The following is an 18,251-nucleotide window of genomic DNA, read 5'->3' as shown; positions in this document are numbered from 1 at the left end:
CTGCCAAAATAAAAGGACAGCAGAGATGTCGAAAATCATTGCAAACTATACGTCTCGCCGTAGTTTCCTGAAAGGCGCCTCCGCACTGGGTGCTTTAGGTGTGCTGGCTCCATCCATTTTCTCACCACGCTTTGCGCAAGCAGCAGTCAACGGAGAAGTTCTCTCCGGTTGTCACTGGGGTGCATTCCGTGCAGTGGTTAAAGATGGTCGCTGGACAGAAGTAAAACCTTGGGAGCAGGATCCGCATCCTAGCCATCAGCTGGCTGGTGTTATGGACTCCGTCTATTCACCATCGCGCATCAAATATCCAATGGTCCGTCGTGCCTATCTTGAAAAAGGTCGTGGCGCTGACGTTGAAGACCGCGGAAGCAATGATTTTGTGCGCGTCAGCTGGGACAAAGCTCTCGACCTTGTTGCTCAGGAACTCAAATACGCCAAGGCGACACATGGTCCACGCAGTATCTTCACCGGCACTTATGGCTGGAAGAGCGCAGGCAAGATCCATAACAGCCGCAGCCTGTTGCGCCGCCTGATCAACCGCGGCCTGCAAATGCCAAACGTAACCCATACAGGCGACTACTCAACCGGTGCCTCTCAGGTGATCATGCCGCATGTCATGGGCACGCTGGAAGTCTATGAGCAGCAGACAGTCTGGCCCGTTGTTGTCGACAACACAGAAGTACTGGTCGTTTGGGGTGCAGACCCAATCAAGACCAATCAAATCGACTGGCTGATCGCAGATCACGACAGTTACACCTATCTTGAAGAATTCAAGAAAACCGGCAAGAAAGTCATCTGTATTGATCCTTTGAAATCCAAAACCGCAGAGTTCATGGATGCAGAATGGGTACAGGTCAAACCACAAACTGACGTAGCACTAATGCTCGGCATGGCGCACACACTCTTTGTTGAAGAGCTGTATGACGCCGACTTCATGGACGAGTACACTGCAGGCTTTGAAAAATTCCTGCCATATCTGACTGGTGAGACAGATCAGACGCCAAAATCAGCTGAATGGGCTTCCGAAATTTGCGGCGTCCCAGCTGATAAGATCAAGGAACTGGCACGCCTGTTCATGGGTAACCGCACCATGCTCACCAGCGGCTGGTCCCTGCAACGTCAGCATCACGGCGAACAACCACATTGGATGCTGGTGACGCTGGCTTCCATGCTAGGTCAGATCGGTCTGCCAGGTGGCGGCTTCGGTCTCTCCTATCATTACTCGAACGGCGGCACACCAACCTCCGACGGCCCTGCTCTGTCTGGCATGAACGATGGCGGCGCAATGGAAGGCTCCGTCTCCATTCCAGTGGCACGTGTTGTTGAGATGCTGGAACGTCCGGGTGAAGAATACGACTTCAACGGCACCCGCTATACCTTCCCCGATATCAAGATTGCCTACTGGGCTGGCGGCAACCCGTTCCACCATCATCAAGATCGCAACCGCATGATCAAAGCCTGGCAGAAACTGGAAACAGTGATTGTTCAGGACTACCAGTGGACCGCAACAGCACGCTTCGCAGATATCGTTCTTCCGGCAGCTTCTGCTTATGAACGCAATGATATTGAAGCGATGGGCTCCTACTCCAATAAAGCAACTGTCGCGATGAAGAAGATCGTTGATCCTGTCTTCGAAGCCCGCAGTGAATACGACATCTTTGTTGATCTGGCAGACCGCCTTGGCAACAAAGAAGCATACACTGACGGTCGCGACGAGATGGATTGGGTCCGTCACTACTACGAGCAAGCTCAAAAACAGGCAGCAAGCAAAAATCTTGAAATGCCTGCATTCGAGAAGTTCTGGGAAGACGGCATTGTCGTTCATCCGGTCTCACAGGCCGCGAAGGAATACGTCCGCTACGCAGACTACAGAGAAGATCCCTTGCTGGAACCGCTGGGTACACCAACTGGTAAGATCGAGATCTACTCCAAGAACATCGAGAAAATGGGCTACGACGACTGTCCTCCGCATCCAATGTGGATGGAACCGCTCGAACGCCTCGATGGTCCGGATGCCAAGTTCCCGGTTCACGTCAATACAGGTCATCCAAATGATCGCCTGCATTCCCAGCTCTGCGGCACAGTCCTTCGCGAAGGATATGCAGTCGCAGACCGCGAACCATGCATGATCAACCCGAAAGATGCAGAAGCACGCGGCATCAAGTCCGGTGACGTCATCCGCATCTTCAATGATCGTGGCCAGACACTGGCTGGTGCAATCGTCAGCGAAGACATCATGCCAAGCGTCATTCGCCTTTATGAAGGTGCTTGGTACGATCCTGTCGAAGGTGGCAAAGTCGGCAGTCTCTGCGCCTATGGTGACGTTAACACCCTTACACCAGACCTTGGCACCTCCAAGCTGGCACAAGGCAACTGCGGTCATACCGTCATCGCAGACTTTGAGAAGTTCGAAGGCGAATTGCCAGAGGTTAAAGTCTTTACAGCTCCAAAGAACGGGTAAATCAGGAACCAAATCAACACCAGAAAGGGCTGCCACGCGCAGCCTTTTTTGCTAAAAACCCCATGAAAGATTCTACTGCTGAGTGTTTCCATCAAAGCAGCATTGTCTGAACAAGAGACGTTCGTTAAGAATGATCAGAGAGTTCGGCTGCTGACACTATCAGCCCATCTTCTGTGTTCTGAAGACCAGCCACTATTGCCTCCTGCTAAACTCTGCAATCAAAGCCGCATACTTGAGTGGAGGTTACCTTGCCAGATTATCTGGATGGACTTGCAACAGCAGAAGAAGAACCGATCAACACTAAGCACCAAAAGAGAAAACAAACTAAGCGCTTCGCAAGAATTCTAATGCTTAGCTGCTCCCTGTTGGCTTGCCAAATAGGTGCACTTGTGCATTTCTTAACTGCGAACGCAGCTTCGCAAAAAGCTGCTCCCGCAAAGAAAGAAATGCGTGATATCCGGGCAAAATACTTTGGCCAAGTACTGAAGAAAATACAAATCGCAGCAAGCCAAAGCTACTCGAAGTCTCTAAAAAAAGCTGGCATTCAAGGCCGTGTACTTCTGAGATTCTCTATACAATCGAATGGGGTTGTGAAATCTCTGCGAGTTTATAGATCAAGCCGTAACAAAGAGTTAGATGCCGCTGCATTAAACGCGCTAAAAAGTGCTTCACCTTTTCCTCATCCACCTAAAAGCCTATCAAGAGATGATCTTACTCTCACAACACCTTTGGTATTCCACTCTAAATAACCCAGGTAAACTTAAGTCGAAATTTGGGGCAACCTCTCAGCTTTCGATAACTATCATCACACCGCGTCAAAGCCAGCCATGGCCAGTATGGTAGAACAGAAACTGCAATAATTCTGCGGGGAAGCGATGACAGAAAAACAGCAAAACACATCAGCCCATACCAAGGAAAAAATGGCGCGTCGCTATGACGATGATCATGAGCATAAACATAACAAAGATCGTCAGGAGTACGAGCGCGGCCAAAAAAGCCATCCCGAGACCCAACATGGAGGTGATCCGGAGGGCCACAAACACCCGCATAAGCACCGCCCTGGCAAGAGCCACTCGGACGATAGCCACCACCACACCAAAATGCATGACCATAAAGAACACACCAGAGAGCATCACAAAAAAGACGAGCATTGATCTCTAACTGGAAGTTCCTACGCAAACACCCCGACCATTTCTGATCGGGGTGTTTTTTTGTTTTCAAAAATGTCAGCTGTATCAGCTGCCCAGCAAACCACTCAGCATCACCCAGACAACAGCCAATGGAGCCACGATCCGCATGATCCATGTGAAGGCTCCCATCCACTTGAAGGTCAAAGAACCGTCATTGCTCAACTCTTTGCCCATTTTCTCAAGCACGACCCAGCCAGCAAACAGGGAGGTCAGAATACCGCCGATTGGCAGGGTGTAATTGTCAACGGCATAGACCATCAGATCGAAGAAGTTCATGCCGAACAGCTTGTACTCACCCCAGACACCCAGAGCCAGTGAACATGGTACACCGATCAGGAAGATCACAATGCCCACCACAATGGCAGACCACTTGCGCTCAATGCCGTATTCCTCTGCGAAGTAAGCCACCGGAATAGCCAACAAAGAGATGGAAGAGGTCAGAGCTGCAATCAATAGCATGGCAAAGAAGATGATCTGGAACAGGTAGCCGCCAATCATCTCACCAAACACAGCTGGCAGAGTGATGAAGGTGAGGCCCGGACCAGCACCTGGATCCATGCCGAAGGCAAACACGGCAGGCAGAACCAGCAGGCCACCCAGCACACCAACCAATGCCGCGAGGAACACCACCCAGCAGGACGCATTCGGGATGTCAGCATCTTTGTCCAGATAAGAACCGTAGGTGATCATCGCGCCCATGCCCAAAGACAAGCTGAAGAACGCCTGACCAAGAGCTGCGCGCAGCATCTCGCCATTCACCTGTGACCAGTCAGGGACGAGGAAGAACTCAATACCTTCCCATGCACCCGGCAGGGTCACACTGCGAACCACCAGAACCATCAGCAGAATAAACAGCAATGGCATCAGGACTTTAACAGAGCGCTCAATACCCTGGGCCACCCCTGCAATCACTATACCCATGGTCAACACCATGAATGCACCGTGATAGAAGATTGGCTCCCATACAGCAGAGACCAGACCACCAAACTGGGCTTCCAAAAGCTCAGGCTGTGCAGATTCAATGGTGCCAGCGATACTCTTCACCAGATATGCGATCGTCCAACCGCCAACAACGGAGTAGAAGGATAGGATCAGGAACCCCGTGATCACCCCAATCACACCCGTAACTGACCACAAGCGGCCACCCAGCGCGCGGAACGCACCAACAGGATTCATCTTCGCTGAACGACCAATGGCAATCTCTGCCATGATCAGTGCTGCGCCGATCGTAGCCATGATGACAAGATAGACCACCAAAAAGGCGCCACCGCCCTGTGTGCCTGCCAGGTATGGAAATTTCCAGATGTTACCAAGACCGACCGCAGACCCTGCAGCAGCCATAATGAAGCCAAAGCGGCTTCCCCATTGCTCACGTTTCATTTTTTGTTATTGCCGATCAACATGTGATGGTTTGTTTCAATCAAGCGCGAAAGCTTGAAATGAATTCGTTGTTCCAGCTCTTTTGATGAAATCTTTAGCCTTGTTGACCTGACAGATTGTCGCAGGTAATTTCACTTACCTCAAAAAATATAGGTTTTTGACAGCTGCACTTAATGGGTGAATTAAAAATATAGTCACATACACCCATATTTTGCCAGCAAACTACAAAACCCACCATTAAATACATAAATATTGGCTTATTATATCATTTATTGCATTAACCACGCGACAGAAGCGCAACTTCCTGCCACCACATGCAGCCCACAAGTTTTTTCGTCGCAGGCTCTCATCATGCCCCGCACCAACACAGTTCGGACACAAAAAAGCACCGCTCAAACGGTGCTTCTTTCTCTCGTTGGGACGGTGATAAGGCCTTATTCTTGAGGCCAACGTCCCCTTACACTGCGATATCTGGCCTGCTTTTCTTCGTCCAGACATACCATCTCACGCGGCAATCTGGCATTCATGGAATGCACCCAGTAGCGCTTCAGCTGCCTCAACATAACCTTGTTCCTTATCAAGACCATCTCGGGTGAAGGGACTATGCCCAACAGGAGCATTGTCCTCCCTCTTCCGGCCTAGATTAAGTCAAACTACGGACGACCATAAAACAGCATTAAAAAAGGCCACCAGAACTGGCGGCCTTTTCATTGTTTTTGAGTGAAGCTTTATGCTCCGAAGATGGAATGGACCATCACCCAGATGATCGCAAGCGGTGCAACCACACGGCACATCCACTTCCAAGCTGTCAGATAAGCAAATGGACGCTCACCGTTATTGGTTACTTCCGCAGCAAACTTGTCATAGCTCACCCAACCAGCAACCAGACAGGTCGCAATCGCACCAAGTGGCAGGAAGTAGTTGTCAGTGAGGTAGCCGAGGAAGTCGAAGATGTTCAGCTCGAAGAACGTGATATCGCCCCACACGCCCAGCGCCAGAGAACTTGGAACACCAAACAGGAAGATCACAATGCCAACCCAGATGGTGGCCGCCTTACGGCCAACGTTGAACTCTTCGCAGATGAACGCAACCACGACCTGCAGCAAGGAGATCGCTGAGGTGATCGCAGCCACAAACAGCAGCACGAAGAAGCAAAGCTGAATGAACATGCCAAATGGCAGTTCAGCAAAGATAGCTGGCAGTGTGATGAAGGTCAGTCCTGGGCCTGCAGCCGGATCCATGTTGAACGCAAACACAGCTGGCAGAATAAGGAAGCCAGCCAGAACGGCGACCAGCAAATCAAGACCCACAACCCAAAGGGCTGCATTTGGAATGCTCTCTTTGTTACCCAGATAAGAACCATAAGTGATCAAAGCACCCATACCCAGAGACAGCGTGAAGAACGCCTGCCCCAGAGCCGCGGCAACCATGTCTGCATTCAGGTGAGACCAGTCAGGAACGAGGAAGTACTCAACACCTGCCATTGCCCCATCAAGAGTAAGAGACCGGATAACCAGCAAAGCCAGCAGAACAAACAAAAGAGGCATCATAATCTTAGATGCCTTCTCGATGCCGCCGGAAATGCCGTTGATCACGATCACCACGCCAATCGCCATAAAGGCAGCGTGATAAATGATCGGCTCGACTGCGTCTGTCACCAGCGCGCCAAAGTGTCCCTCAAATTCCGCACCGGAATAGCCGGAGAAGCCACCCGTGATTGTCTTAACCACGTAAGCGATGGTCCAGCCACCAACAACGGAATAAAACGACAGAATAAGAAACGCGGTCAGAACCGCCATGAGACCGAAGACCGACCAGCCTGTGCCGCCAACACGTCGGAACGCGCTGAATGGGTTGGCCTGAGCCTGACGGCCCAGCGCAATCTCAGCAATCATCACGCACAAACCGATTGCAATCAAAAACCCAATATAGACAACAAGGAACGCCCCGCCGCCTTGCGCGCCAACCAAATATGGAAATTTCCAGATATTACCTAATCCAACCGCTGAACCTGCAGCAGCCAGAATGAAGCCGATACGACTTCCCCAATGCTCTCGTTGCATGTGACCTAAGCCATTCTTGTTGATTTTGCTTAAGTGTATTTTTGAAATCAACTTTCACAAGTTGCCCGATTCTAGCAATATAACGCTAGAGATACACCTCTTTTATGCAACAGAGTTTCTCATATATGACCATCAGGTGTCACGATGCTCATAAAAATGTAATACTGATTACTACGCGGCATTTGGTGAGATTAACTCAACAAGATAAGTAGTATTGATTACTTTAGGCATATAGCAACCAATACTACCAGTGATATATCTTACACTCAATTACACTTGGCGCAAGAGTTCGGCCACAGTGTCGTATTGCAAAGAGATTGGATGTTACTGACGATTGCATCCGCACCAACAGCTTTCGCACTCTGACAAGCACCGTTTGCATTGCCCACGGACAACTTGCCATTCGAGACAACGGACAGCGGAAAACTCAGGTTGGTGCGTTGATAAACCAGCGAGTTTTGACCGCATTTGATCATCGGCATAGGACCGTCTGCACTGCTTCCATCCGCATACAGCACATCACCACGGTTACAATACTGTGTCATGGGTGGAGTGACCTGATTGGAACTCCCCTGAGCATAGCCTTCAGAGGCAACCATGAAAGGAACGGCCAGTAAAAGGCCGAGACACCAAAAGATACGCATTTTTCTTCCTTCTTGTTTGGTCCCGCCTCTACAAAAACATGGCAGGACATTGATAAGGACGAAACATGCGCACAGATGTGAAAGAAAAGGCTGCTGAGCCAAACCCAGCAGCCTTGTATTATGTATCAATATCGAGCTGGCTTGCCGGTATCACGCAAACCACCACGCAAGACCAGCTTACTCAGCCGGCTCCAGTACAGAGGCCTGTTCCGTCACCGCTTTGCGAGCGGCATCATACTCTGACGACAATCGTGCAACCAGATCGCCAGTGCTGCCGATGGTTTTCACCGCACCAATGCCCTGACCGCAGCCCCAAATCTCTTTCCAGCTCTTCGGCTTTCCCTTGTCAGCACTGTGAAAGTCCATGGTCTTCAGATCGCCTTCCGGCAGATTGCTCGGGTCCATTCCTGCCTGCTCAATGGATGGCTTCAGATAGTTGCCATGCACGCCGGTAAACAGGTTGGAATAAACAATATCCTCTGCACCGCTATCAACGATCATCTGCTTATAGGCCTGCTGAGCATTTGCTTCCTCAGTCGCAATAAACGCAGACCCGATGTAAGCCAGATCAGCACCCATCACCTGTGATGCAAGAATAGACTTGCCAGTGCTGATGCTGCCTGAAAGCAGAAGCGGCCCATCATACCATTCACGGATTTCCTGAATAAGTGCAAACGGCGATGTTGTGCCTGCATGACCACCGGCCCCTGCTGCCACTGCGATCAAACCGTCCGCGCCTTTCTCAACCGCCTTATGTGCATGAGTGTTGGTGATGATGTCGTGCAACACGATGCCACCATAGGAATGAACCGCATCAAACACCTCTGGGCGTGCCCCAAGAGAGGTAATCACGATTGGCACCTTGTACTTCACACAAAGCTCAACATCATGCTGCAGGCGATCGTTGGAACGGTGCACAATTTGGTTCACAGCAAACGGAGCTGAAGGTTTGTCAGGATTAGCCGCATCATAAGCTGCCAGCTCTTCCGTAATCTGGATCAGCCACTCTTCCAGCTTTTCCTGCGGGCGGGCATTCAGTGCCGGGAACGAACCAACAATCCCCGCCTTACACTGGGCAATCACAAGATCAGGATTACTGATGATAAACAAAGGACTGCCAACAACTGGCAGACGCAACTTATTCTTTAAAATATTTGGCAAAGCCATTTCAAACACACTCCCTTACAATTTAATCTGCTGCTTGTTTGATCTCAAAATCAGGCAGCATCACCTCTCCGACGCTTCAATCTCTCCTGAATGTCCTGCATCATCTCACCACTCTGGTCATCAACCAGAGCCAGAACATCCCGGGCACTCAATTCTCTGTAGTCTTGCGAAAGCACACGCACATTACGCACAGGCTCTCCGCTTTGCTTGTCCAGCAATTCCAGTCTCGGTCCGCCTTCACGAGCTTCCCAGCGCTCACTCCATTGGTGCAGCGCAATCATAACTGGATAGAAGTCCATACCCTTCTCGGTGAGCAGATAGACCGTTCCGCGCTTATCCTGCTGATCCTGTTCCTTCCGCAGCAAACCGGCCTGAACCAGACGCCTTAGTCGGTCTGTCAGCACACTGGTGGAGATTTGCAAATGCCCCTGAAAGTCATCAAAGCGCTTGATGCCCTGAAACTGACATCTCAGGATAAGCAGGATCCATGGATCACCCATTTGCTCGATCGCTTGAGCAACCGCACAGTCAACACCTGCAAAGCTTCGTCGCGCTCCACTCATTCCCGGCTCCGGTACTTTCAATTTAACTTCGTTTAAAGAAGCTATTTCTAGTTGACCTAATGGGCAACCTATCTCTTTGACCTAGTCTTCAATCGAGCTTCTGAGTCCTTTTAAAAGGAACCTCTCACTCCGGAAACGAACAGTTTCACCGCATACAGCCCGCTCACACCAAGTTGTCCCCAACTCCGCCAAACTTTTTTTTTGGCTAAGTTTCGCTCACCGAAACCACCCGAAACCCTCTCTCGAAAAAACTTTGTGTTTCGGTTTACAAAACCGATTTCGGAGTTAGCAAAACCGATTTTGTTGACTTCCAAAATCGGTTTTGCAAGCATCATCGATGAAATCAGATCATGAATGGGAGCGATCTGATGACAACGTATTGGGTGGGAATTCTGTGAGCATCACTGACCAGAATGTGCAGCAGAGAAAATCTGTGACCATTGGAGACGTGGCACGCCATGTAGGCGTTGCAAAGGGCACCGTGTCCCGCGTCCTGAACAATTACACGGACATTTCCAAAGCGACCCGCGAGCGCGTGCTCAAAGCCGTAGAAGAGCTGGGCTACCGCCCTTCTTCCACCGCACGCAACTTGAAGCGCGGTCGTGTCGATACTTTCGGCATCGTATTACCGCTCATGCCCGGCAAAGGCGCGGATCCGTTTCTCGCTGAGTTTCTGGATGGCATGACCCGCGCACTCAACGCAGTCGATAAAGACCTGCTGGTGACAACAGCAAGTTCTATGGATGATGCTGTTCTGGCAATCCGCCGCCTCATCTCCTCGCAAAAGGTCGATGGCTTCGTTCTCACCAGAACAGCCACCAACGATCCACGCGTGGATTATTTGTTGGACCGGGGGTTTCCGTTTGTCAGCCATGGCCGTACCGCTCGCGAAAGCGAACACCCATGGTTCGACATCGACAATCACGCCGCATTCTATGCCGCCGCTAAAAAAGTCATTGCGCAAGGCCACACCCGCATCGCGCTGGTGATGTCTAACCCGCAAATGAACTTCAGCCGGTTGCGGATCGAAGGCTTTCACCAGGGACTAGAAGATGCTGGCCTCGCCTTTGAAGACCAGCTGATCGCCGAGGCAACTCTGGACGAGCCGGGCGGAGAGCAGGCAGCTCTTCAATTACTGCGTCAGGACCGCCCGCCCACAGCCATCATCTGCATGACAGACGCTATCGCAATCGGCGTCACCAAAATCATCCGGCGCCATGGCCTGGTGATTGGAGAAGACGTGACAGTTATTGGTTATGACGGCCTGCCTGTGTGCGAGCATTTTGATCCACCGCTCACCAGCTTCGCTCAGGAGCCCGTCCTTGCAGGCGGCACTCTGGCAGAACTTCTCACGAAAGCAATCAGCGGTCAGCCTGCCCGGGAGCTGCAGATACTGGCCGAAGCAAGACTTATTCAGCGTGGCTCTGATGGACCGCCACGCAAAACACCTGAGGAGCTGAAAGCTCACCTCAGCACATACTTCGCAACCGCATAATGGAGGAAATTATGTTCGGGAGGAACATTCTAAGGACAACTGCCCTTGTTGGCACACTTGCATTTGCAATGAGTGCTGCACAGGCAGAAGCACTGCGCTTCTGGACCACAGAAGAGCAGCCAGCACGTCTTGCCAAGCAGGAGGCAATGGCAAAGGCGTTTACTGAAGAAACTGGCATTGAAGTCAATGTTATTCCGGTAACTGAGAAAGACATGGGCACCCGTGCAACTGCAGCTTATGCAGCTGGCGACCTGCCTGATGTCATCTACCATCCGTTGATCCACGTTCTGCCATGGGCAGAGGCCGGCATCATCGACACCGATGCAGCAACCGAAGTCATCGAGGATCTGGAAGAAAGCACCTTCGCATCCGGCGCTCTGAACATGGCAGCTTTGCCAGATGGCTACGCAGCTGTTCCGGTTGATGGCTGGACCCAGATGATCGTCTACCGCAAAGACCTGTTTGATGCGGCTGGCCTTGAAGCACCGAACACATACGCCTCCATCCTTGCAGCCCTTGAAAAACTGCACAACCCGCCAGAGCAGTTCGGTTTTGTTGCCGCAACAAAGATCGACGAAAGCTTCATGAGCCAGCTTCTGGAACATGTGCTTCTGGCGAATGGCGCAACTCCGGTCGATAAAGACGGCTTCAAAGGCTTTGACGAGAAGAAACTTGCGGAAGCACTGACCTTCTATAAGGCCCTGGCAAAGGCATCTCCTCCGGGCGACCTTTACTGGAAACAGTCTCGCGAACTCTACTTCGCTGGCAAAGCAGCCATGATCATCTGGTCTCCGTTCATTCTGGACGAGCTGGCTGGTCTGCGTGACAGCGCACCGCCAACCATCAACGACGACCCAACCTCCAAGGAACTGGCAGGCAAAACCGGCGTTGTAACCACTCTGTCCGGTCCATCCAACAAGGCCGGCGCAGCATGGGGCGACATCCGCTACTTCTCCATCACCAACGATGCTGACACCGAAGCTGCGCAGCAGTTCGTGGAATACTCCATGAGCGAAGGCTACATGGCGACCTTGTCCATAGCACCAGAAGGCAAGTTCCCTGTTCGCCGCGGCAATGCGGAAGACAAAGAAGCCTTCATCAAAGGCTGGGCAACCCTGCCAGTGGGCGTGGATCGCAAAGCACCGCTCACAGAGCTCTACCCGGCTGAGACAATCACTCAGATTGTAGAGGGTCTGGACACGGCGAGCCGTTGGGGGGTGAAGGAAGGCCAGCTTAGTCTTGCATCCAAGATCCTGAACTCCATGGCAATCAACCGTTACACCCGCGAGTTCATTGATGACGAACTCTCTGCGGAAGAAGCGGTCGCCAAGATCAATCAGGAACTTGCCAAGATCAAGTAAGGCCTGACGCCGTGATCCCAGCCCGCAGGCCTCAGGTCTGCGGGCTCTCAATCCACCAAACCCCAAAGTGATATCAGGAGCACAGCGCAATGAGCGCCATAGCCGATCAGGCCGGAAAATCCGTGACCACAGCAGGTGAAAGCATAAGCCAACCGCCCAAAGGCGCAGGCCCCATGCAAAAGCGGGAAGCACGCCTTGCCTACACCATGCTGGCGCCCACGTTTCTGATCATCCTCGCAATTGTTCTCGGCCCCCTGGTCGCAAACTTCTGGATCAGCTTCAAACCCGTGGAGCTGGGCGATCTACGTGCTCCAAAAGTCCTCATCAACGAGCGCGTCAAAGGCAAACCAAAGCAGGCAGGCGATCCGGCAACACTGGAGTACCGCGTCAGGAATTCCTCCCAGAAAAACTCCATCGCAAACGCAGGTTTTACCGACATCCTCCCACCCGGTTTCACCGCACAGCAATTGCCGGACGCCTGCTCTCTCAAAGGTATTGATATCCAGTGCGACCTTGGTACGCTTGAGGGCAAGGCCCGTGAAAAGCTGGTCATTTCAGGCACGGTCTCCGACGAATACCTTGGCCTGAGAAAACCTGAAAAAGCCAGCAAACCAGTCTCCTATGGCGACGCAGACAGTGTGCTCACCAACGGCACCTTTACACTCGAAAACTTCCGCCGTGTGTTCGACAGTGACGAGTTCTGGAGCGTTTTGCGTGTAACGTTCTACTACACCATTTTCGGCACAGCGGGTGCGCTGGTCCTCGGCCTGTTTGCAGCACAGCTCCTCAACACCTCCTTCAAGGGCAGAGGCATTCTGCGCGGGCTCTTCCTGTTCCCCTACGTGTCTCCGGTGATCGCCGTCGCCTTCACCTGGGTCGTGCTGCTGGATCCGTTCTCCGGAACCCTGAACGCCCTGCTCACCAAAATGGGTGTTCTCGCAGAACCGGTAAACTTCTTCGGCCAGCGCGCAGTGGACCTGCACCTGTTCGGAACCTCCTTCGAGTTCCCTCTGGCGCTCTCAACAGTCATCGCGTTTGAAGCATGGCGTTATTTCCCGCTGTCCTTCCTCTTCATTCTGGCCCGCATGCAATCCGTTTCAACCGACATCTATGAAGCAGCCGAAATGGACGGCGCTACTCCAATGCAGCAGTTCTGGTACATCTCCCTGCCGCAACTCATGGGCATCTTGTCAGTCCTCTTCCTGCTGCGCTTCATCTGGACCTTCAACAAGTTCGACGACATCTTCCTGCTCACTGGCGGCAATGCCGGAACACGCACCTTGACTGTGGATGTGTACGAGCAAGGCTTCGCCCTCTCCAATCTGGGAGTCGGGGCTGCCGTTGCTGTGGTCGTCTTTGTTGTTCTTGTCACCTTCGCCACCTTGTTCATCCGCTTCTCCACCAAGGAGGAAGGGCTATGAGATTGCTAAACAGCTACGTTCTTTCCGCCTTAAGCGGCGCCGTCTGGGGCTTTCTGGCCATGATCGTGATTGGTGTCACCCTGACACTCATCACTGGAGAGCTCGCCATCCCGCAAGTGGGTGCTGCTGTCCTCGCCTCCGCGCTGGGCGCACTCTTCACCCATCTCTGGGATGGAAAGGCCGCAAGCGCCGGGCAAAAATATGCCCCTGCCGTTATCATCCTGCTGGCCCTGCTGGCAGCAACCTTCGGCGCTCCATTTGCTTTGCCGCTTTCTGTCGAACCTCTCTGGCAGCTCCTCGCACTGGTCTCCTTCGTGGCCATAACCTTCTGGTCCAATCGCCAGACAATGGCAGACACACCGAAAGGCACTCTCACGCGATACGAGAAGGAAGTCGTCTTCCTGCGTGTGGCCAAGGGTGTCGGTTTTGTCATCTTCACCGTTATGGTCGCCCTGCCGTTCTATGTCATGGTCATGACCAGCCTGAAGAGCCAGCAGCAACTGCTCGGCAACCCACTGGATTTATCCATCGACCTCTCCGGCGGTCTGTCAGGCATGTTCCGTTCTTACGTGGAGCTGTTCACTCAGTTCAACTTCGGCACCTATCTGACAGTTTCCGCCATTGTCTCAGTGGCCACCGTCATCCTGACCCTGCTGTTCTCAGTCCCGGGAGCTTACGCCGTCTCCCGCCTGAACTTTCCGGGTCGCTCCTGGATGTCCCGCTCCGTACTGCTCATATACATGGTGCCTGCAATCGTATTGGTGATCCCGCTTTACGCCGTTTTCTCTCAGTTGGGCCTGCGCAACTCATTGACTGGCCTGCTCATCGTTTATCCAGCAACCACCATTCCGGTTGCCCTCTACATGCTGCAAGGCTACTTCAAAGGCCTGCCTGCAGAGCTGGAAGAAGCGGGTCTGATGGATGGTCTCAGCCGTCTGGGCGTGATCCTCAAGATCACTCTGCCGCTATCCTTACCAGCGCTGGCCTCTGTATCTCTTTACGTCTTCATGATCGCGTGGAACGAGTTCCTCTTCGCCTTCATGTTCCTGGATGATCCAGACATCTTCACCCTCTCTCGCGGTGTCGTGTCTCTCAATTCCTCTGAAGTCCCACGTCAACACCTGATGGCCGGTGCGGTCATCGCAACAGTCCCTGTTCTTGGCATCTTCCTGTGGTTCGAACGTTTTCTCGTTCAGGGCCTCACAGCAGGCAGCGTCAAAGGCTAAGCGGCACTGTCAAAAAGAAAAAACATCGGAGTATCTACTATGTCCGCACAACTCGACAATCAGGCCATTTCCATCCTTAAGGAAAATGATCTGGGCGGCTACACCATCCCAACCAAAGGCCTCTACCCTTACCAATGGAATTGGGACAGCGCCTTCGTCGCCCTCGGCTTTGCCACATTCAACATGGAACGGGCCTGGGAAGAGATCGAACTGCTCTTCGAAGGTCAGTGGGATGACGGCATGGTCCCACACATCATCTTCCGCAAGGATGACCCAAGTTACTTCCCAGGTCCGTCCGTCTGGGGAACCACAAATCCGAAGATCCCAACCTCCGGCCACTCCCAGCCACCAGTGGCAGCAACCGTTGTCCGCCGCTTGTTTGAGCAAGACAACACGGAAGCAGGCATAGAGAAAATCAAAACCCTTTTCCCTAAACTGCTGGCTTGGCACCGCTGGTACCACACCTACCGCGATCCGGAAGGTCACGGCGTGATTGCCATCATGCACCCATGGGAATCTGGTCGCGATAATCTGCCAGACTGGGACAACGCAGCAAGTCACGTCGATATCTCCGAAATCGGCGACTACACCCGCAAGGACACCTCACACGTCAATCCGGAGATGCGTCCAAAGAAAATCGACTACGACCGCTATCTGGCAATTGTGAAGTTTGGCCGCGACAACAATTGGGATCCAAAAATTGTAGCAGACCAGTGTCCATTCTTCGTCGCAGACCCAGGCAACACCTTCATTCTGCTACGCGCAGATCGTGACCTACTGGCCATGGCAGAAGCGCTGGGCGAGACAGACGCAGCAGAAGAACTGAAGGGATGGATTGCCCTAACAGAAAAAGGCATCGCAAAACTCTGGAACGAAGAGAAGCAAGCCTTCTGCACCTACGACTTGCGCAACGATGTTTTGGGAGATGGCATCTCTAGTGCCTCATTCCTCGCACCATATGCAGGCATTCGCGAAGAAAAGTACATCAATCCAACACAAGCGCATTTCGATCGTATCGCAGCAAAGGTCAACTACACCATGCCAAGCTACGATCCGGATCATCCACTGTTTGAAAGCATGCGCTACTGGCGTGGTCCGGTCTGGGGCATCATCAACTACCTTATCGCAACTGGGTTTGCAGATATGGGCGATACAGCCCGGGCTGAGCGCCTGCGCACAGACACCGTTGCACTGATCGAAAAGAGTGATTTTGCGGAATACTTTGATCCAATCACGGGTGAAGGTGCTGGCGGCAACTCCTTCTCATGGACATCCGCTATCTGGCTCACATGGGCCACACCAAGCCTGACCGCTAAAGCAGCCTGAGGAGGAACGGAAGAATGGGAGCTATTCGCCTTGAGGGTGTCGAAAAATGGTTTGGTGATCTTCAGGTCATCAAAGGGATTGATCTTGAGATCAATCCCGGTGAGTTCGTCATCTTTGTTGGTCCCTCTGGCTGCGGCAAGTCCACCCTCTTGCGGGTGATCTCCGGTCTGGAAGAAGCCAGCCGCGGCAGTGTACACATTGACGGCAAGGACGTCACTGCTCTGCCACCGTCAGGGCGCGGGCTCTCCATGGTGTTCCAAAGCTATGCACTCTACCCGCATATGAGCGTGCGGGAAAACATGGGCTTTGCACTGAAAACCGCTGGCGCGCCAAAATCCGAGATAGAAGCCAAGGTCAACAAGGCAGCCGCGGTCCTTCAGCTGGAGGAGTATCTCGATCGCCGCCCGAAAGCCTTGTCTGGTGGTCAGCGACAACGCGTTGCCATTGGCCGGTCCATCGTTCGCGATCCAGCAGCTTTCTTGTTTGACGAGCCACTCTCTAACCTTGATGCAGCACTGCGCGTTGAGATGCGTTTCGAGATTGCAAAACTACACCGCAATTTGGATGCCACCATGATCTACGTAACCCACGATCAGGTGGAAGCAATGACGTTGGCAGACAAGATCGTGGTTCTGCAGTCTGGCCGCATCGAGCAGGTCGGCTCGCCTCGCGACCTCTATGAACGCCCAAACAACCTGTTCGTGGCTCAGTTCATCGGCTCACCAAAGATGAACATCCTGCCCGTTGAGTTTGGCAAAGACACGTTCTCGTTGGCCGGACACTCTGAACAACCGTCCCCCTTCACACAAAACGAAGGCACTCCCATAAAACTGGGCATCCGCCCAGAACATATCAGCGTGGTGTCTTCTGCTGACGCCGCAATGACCGGAACGGTGGAACACGTCGAATACCTTGGTGCAGATCTGTTCATCTACGTTGCCGCTGAGAACTTGGGAACCGTCCTTGTGAGACTGTCAGGTCTGGAACACTACAAAGCGGGCGACACAGTCGGCCTCGCCTTTGACCCTGCCCTCACCCACTTCTTCGATGCAGAAGGTCAGGCGGTACGGGTGAACACCGAAAAGGCGCTGGAAACCGCCTAAAAGCTTGGCATCACGCAAAACAAAAGGCTTGGGTGCTCACACATCCAAGCCTAACTTTTAATACAGCTATGAAGCCTTAGAAGCGATAGGTAACACCAGCACCAATCAGCCAAGGGTTAAGTTCAGCGGTACCCGAAACTTTTGCGTCGTTATTCAACGTTGCATCGTAGTCTGCTTCAAGGAACAATTTTTTAACGTCAAAGTTCACGCCCCAATGGTCGTCAACCATGTAGTCGAAACCAACCTGTAGAGCTGCACCAAACGTGTTTTCTATATCAAGTTTCTTGGAGTCTTTTCCATCGTCTTGATTATAGAAAATCGTGTAGTTAATACCTGCACCAATATAAGGCTTGAAAGCGCCAAAATTGGTGAAGTGGTATTGCAAAGTAAGCGTTGGTGGGAGGATCCAAGTCTCCCCAACGTCACTTACACCTATGCCTGGAAGGCTACCATCACCATCAACATCTGACCAAGTAGTGCCCAAAACCAACTCAGCTGCAATATTGTCAGTGAAGTAATAGGTGATGTCCAACTCTGGAACCACTGTACTCGAGTATGACAGATCAGACCCTGAGACACCGTTGACATGTCCCTCATCCATCGGAACCACACCCAAAGCGCGCACACGGATCTGCCAAGGGCTCTTTTCAGATGCAGCCGCAGCCATGATATCTTCCTGTGGCACAGGCATATCCGCTGCCAAAACCTGCCCGGCAGGCACCACCATCGCAGCAGTGACCATCAGGCCCATCACCCTTTTCAAACTCATCTCCACCTCCAGTTGAATAAGAGAATTTTACACTTATTCCAATTATTGAGAGCGGGGCACGTGAGCATTGAGGTGCATCAAA

General features: G+C 52.3%; 15 protein-coding genes. 9 read left to right on the top strand and 6 right to left on the bottom strand.

All coding sequences use genetic code 11. The features are described from left to right. Nucleotides 1-25: 25 nt before the first annotated feature. The 3 genes from torA to BM231_RS17975 all read left to right on the top strand — a co-directional run bounded on the left by torA (nucleotide 26) and on the right by BM231_RS17975 (nucleotide 3,615). Nucleotides 26-2,461 carry a trimethylamine-N-oxide reductase TorA gene (torA, locus tag BM231_RS17985; protein WP_093521476.1) on the top strand — a complete coding sequence of 812 codons (2,436 nt, stop codon included), beginning with the start codon at nucleotides 26-28 and terminating at the stop codon, nucleotides 2,459-2,461. Between the two features lie 248 nt (nucleotides 2,462-2,709). Further along, nucleotides 2,710-3,210, top strand: a complete 501-nt coding sequence (locus BM231_RS17980) for an energy transducer TonB family protein (RefSeq protein ID WP_139226362.1) — start codon at nucleotides 2,710-2,712, stop codon at nucleotides 3,208-3,210. 126 nt (nucleotides 3,211-3,336) lie between these two features. Next, entirely contained in the window at nucleotides 3,337-3,615 is a 279-nt protein-coding gene (locus tag BM231_RS17975) for a hypothetical protein (RefSeq protein WP_084403770.1), read from the top strand. Between the two features lie 81 nt (nucleotides 3,616-3,696). Here BM231_RS17975 and BM231_RS17970 read toward each other — a convergent pair whose 3' ends face one another. From BM231_RS17970 to BM231_RS17945, 5 genes are all read right to left on the bottom strand, one after another. After that, nucleotides 3,697-5,031, bottom strand: a complete 1,335-nt coding sequence (locus tag BM231_RS17970) for a sodium-dependent transporter (protein WP_093521474.1) — start codon at nucleotides 5,029-5,031, stop codon at nucleotides 3,697-3,699. A gap of 728 nt (nucleotides 5,032-5,759) precedes the next feature. After that, on the bottom strand, nucleotides 5,760-7,094 hold the full coding sequence (locus tag BM231_RS17960; RefSeq protein ID WP_093521472.1) for a sodium-dependent transporter: 1,335 nt from the start codon (nucleotides 7,092-7,094) through the stop codon (nucleotides 5,760-5,762). A 266-nt stretch (nucleotides 7,095-7,360) separates the two neighbouring features. Continuing rightward, a complete protein-coding gene (locus BM231_RS17955; RefSeq protein ID WP_063300830.1) occupies nucleotides 7,361-7,738 on the bottom strand; it encodes a hypothetical protein in 378 nt (125 codons plus the stop codon). Nucleotides 7,739-7,915: 177 nt separating this feature from the next. Further along, nucleotides 7,916-8,905 (bottom strand): NAD(P)H-dependent flavin oxidoreductase, encoded by a 990-nt coding sequence (locus tag BM231_RS17950; RefSeq protein ID WP_167550312.1) that lies wholly within the window; start codon nucleotides 8,903-8,905, stop codon nucleotides 7,916-7,918. Nucleotides 8,906-8,955: 50 nt separating this feature from the next. Further along, nucleotides 8,956-9,468, bottom strand: coding sequence for a winged helix-turn-helix transcriptional regulator (locus tag BM231_RS17945; protein ID WP_093521470.1), 513 nt, complete (start codon nucleotides 9,466-9,468; stop codon nucleotides 8,956-8,958). A gap of 337 nt (nucleotides 9,469-9,805) precedes the next feature. Here BM231_RS17945 and BM231_RS17935 point away from each other — a divergent pair, with 337 nt between their 5' ends. From BM231_RS17935 to BM231_RS17910, 6 genes are all read left to right on the top strand, one after another. Then, nucleotides 9,806-10,963, top strand: a complete 1,158-nt coding sequence (locus tag BM231_RS17935; RefSeq protein WP_208860474.1) for a substrate-binding domain-containing protein — start codon at nucleotides 9,806-9,808, stop codon at nucleotides 10,961-10,963. Between the two features lie 11 nt (nucleotides 10,964-10,974). After that, on the top strand, nucleotides 10,975-12,324 hold the full coding sequence (locus BM231_RS17930; RefSeq protein WP_093521564.1) for an ABC transporter substrate-binding protein: 1,350 nt from the start codon (nucleotides 10,975-10,977) through the stop codon (nucleotides 12,322-12,324). Between the two features lie 89 nt (nucleotides 12,325-12,413). Further along, nucleotides 12,414-13,745: a carbohydrate ABC transporter permease gene (locus BM231_RS17925; RefSeq protein WP_093521468.1), complete on the top strand. Its 1,332-nt coding sequence runs from the start codon at nucleotides 12,414-12,416 to the stop codon at nucleotides 13,743-13,745. Beyond that, nucleotides 13,742-14,971 carry a carbohydrate ABC transporter permease gene (locus BM231_RS17920; RefSeq protein ID WP_093521467.1) on the top strand — a complete coding sequence of 410 codons (1,230 nt, stop codon included), beginning with the start codon at nucleotides 13,742-13,744 and terminating at the stop codon, nucleotides 14,969-14,971. The genes BM231_RS17925 and BM231_RS17920 overlap by 4 nt, the downstream gene beginning before the upstream one ends. Before the next feature lie 39 nt (nucleotides 14,972-15,010). Further along, the gene (locus tag BM231_RS17915; protein ID WP_093521466.1) at nucleotides 15,011-16,297 is read left to right on the top strand and encodes an MGH1-like glycoside hydrolase domain-containing protein; all 1,287 of its coding nucleotides are present in this window, start codon (nucleotides 15,011-15,013) and stop codon (nucleotides 16,295-16,297) included. Between the two features lie 14 nt (nucleotides 16,298-16,311). After that, nucleotides 16,312-17,400 (top strand): ABC transporter ATP-binding protein, encoded by a 1,089-nt coding sequence (locus BM231_RS17910; RefSeq protein WP_063292709.1) that lies wholly within the window; start codon nucleotides 16,312-16,314, stop codon nucleotides 17,398-17,400. Nucleotides 17,401-17,476: 76 nt separating this feature from the next. Here BM231_RS17910 and BM231_RS17905 read toward each other — a convergent pair whose 3' ends face one another. Then, nucleotides 17,477-18,169 carry an OmpW/AlkL family protein gene (locus BM231_RS17905; protein ID WP_063292710.1) on the bottom strand — a complete coding sequence of 231 codons (693 nt, stop codon included), beginning with the start codon at nucleotides 18,167-18,169 and terminating at the stop codon, nucleotides 17,477-17,479. Between the last annotated feature and the right edge of the window lie 82 nt (nucleotides 18,170-18,251).

This window comes from Pseudovibrio ascidiaceicola, from assembly GCF_900114245.1.
GTDB lineage: Bacteria > Pseudomonadota > Alphaproteobacteria > Rhizobiales > Stappiaceae > Pseudovibrio > Pseudovibrio ascidiaceicola.
The sequence above is the reverse complement of the archived record's forward strand: the minus strand, read 5'-3'. Positions and strand labels throughout refer to the sequence as shown.

Coding starts and splice junctions, on each gene's coding strand:
- torA (WP_093521476.1), top strand. CDS start 26: ATGTCGAAAATCATTGCAAACTATACGTCTCGCCGTAGTTTCCTGAAA.
- BM231_RS17975 (WP_084403770.1), top strand. CDS start 3,337: ATGACAGAAAAACAGCAAAACACATCAGCCCATACCAAGGAAAAAATG.
- BM231_RS17970 (WP_093521474.1), bottom strand. CDS start 5,031: ATGAAACGTGAGCAATGGGGAAGCCGCTTTGGCTTCATTATGGCTGCT.
- BM231_RS17960 (WP_093521472.1), bottom strand. CDS start 7,094: ATGCAACGAGAGCATTGGGGAAGTCGTATCGGCTTCATTCTGGCTGCT.
- BM231_RS17955 (WP_063300830.1), bottom strand. CDS start 7,738: ATGCGTATCTTTTGGTGTCTCGGCCTTTTACTGGCCGTTCCTTTCATG.
- BM231_RS17950 (WP_167550312.1), bottom strand. CDS start 8,905: ATGGCTTTGCCAAATATTTTAAAGAATAAGTTGCGTCTGCCAGTTGTT.
- BM231_RS17945 (WP_093521470.1), bottom strand. CDS start 9,468: ATGAGTGGAGCGCGACGAAGCTTTGCAGGTGTTGACTGTGCGGTTGCT.
- BM231_RS17935 (WP_208860474.1), top strand. CDS start 9,806: ATGAAATCAGATCATGAATGGGAGCGATCTGATGACAACGTATTGGGT.
- BM231_RS17930 (WP_093521564.1), top strand. CDS start 10,975: ATGTTCGGGAGGAACATTCTAAGGACAACTGCCCTTGTTGGCACACTT.
- BM231_RS17925 (WP_093521468.1), top strand. CDS start 12,414: ATGAGCGCCATAGCCGATCAGGCCGGAAAATCCGTGACCACAGCAGGT.
- BM231_RS17920 (WP_093521467.1), top strand. CDS start 13,742: ATGAGATTGCTAAACAGCTACGTTCTTTCCGCCTTAAGCGGCGCCGTC.
- BM231_RS17915 (WP_093521466.1), top strand. CDS start 15,011: ATGTCCGCACAACTCGACAATCAGGCCATTTCCATCCTTAAGGAAAAT.
- BM231_RS17910 (WP_063292709.1), top strand. CDS start 16,312: ATGGGAGCTATTCGCCTTGAGGGTGTCGAAAAATGGTTTGGTGATCTT.
- BM231_RS17905 (WP_063292710.1), bottom strand. CDS start 18,169: ATGAGTTTGAAAAGGGTGATGGGCCTGATGGTCACTGCTGCGATGGTG.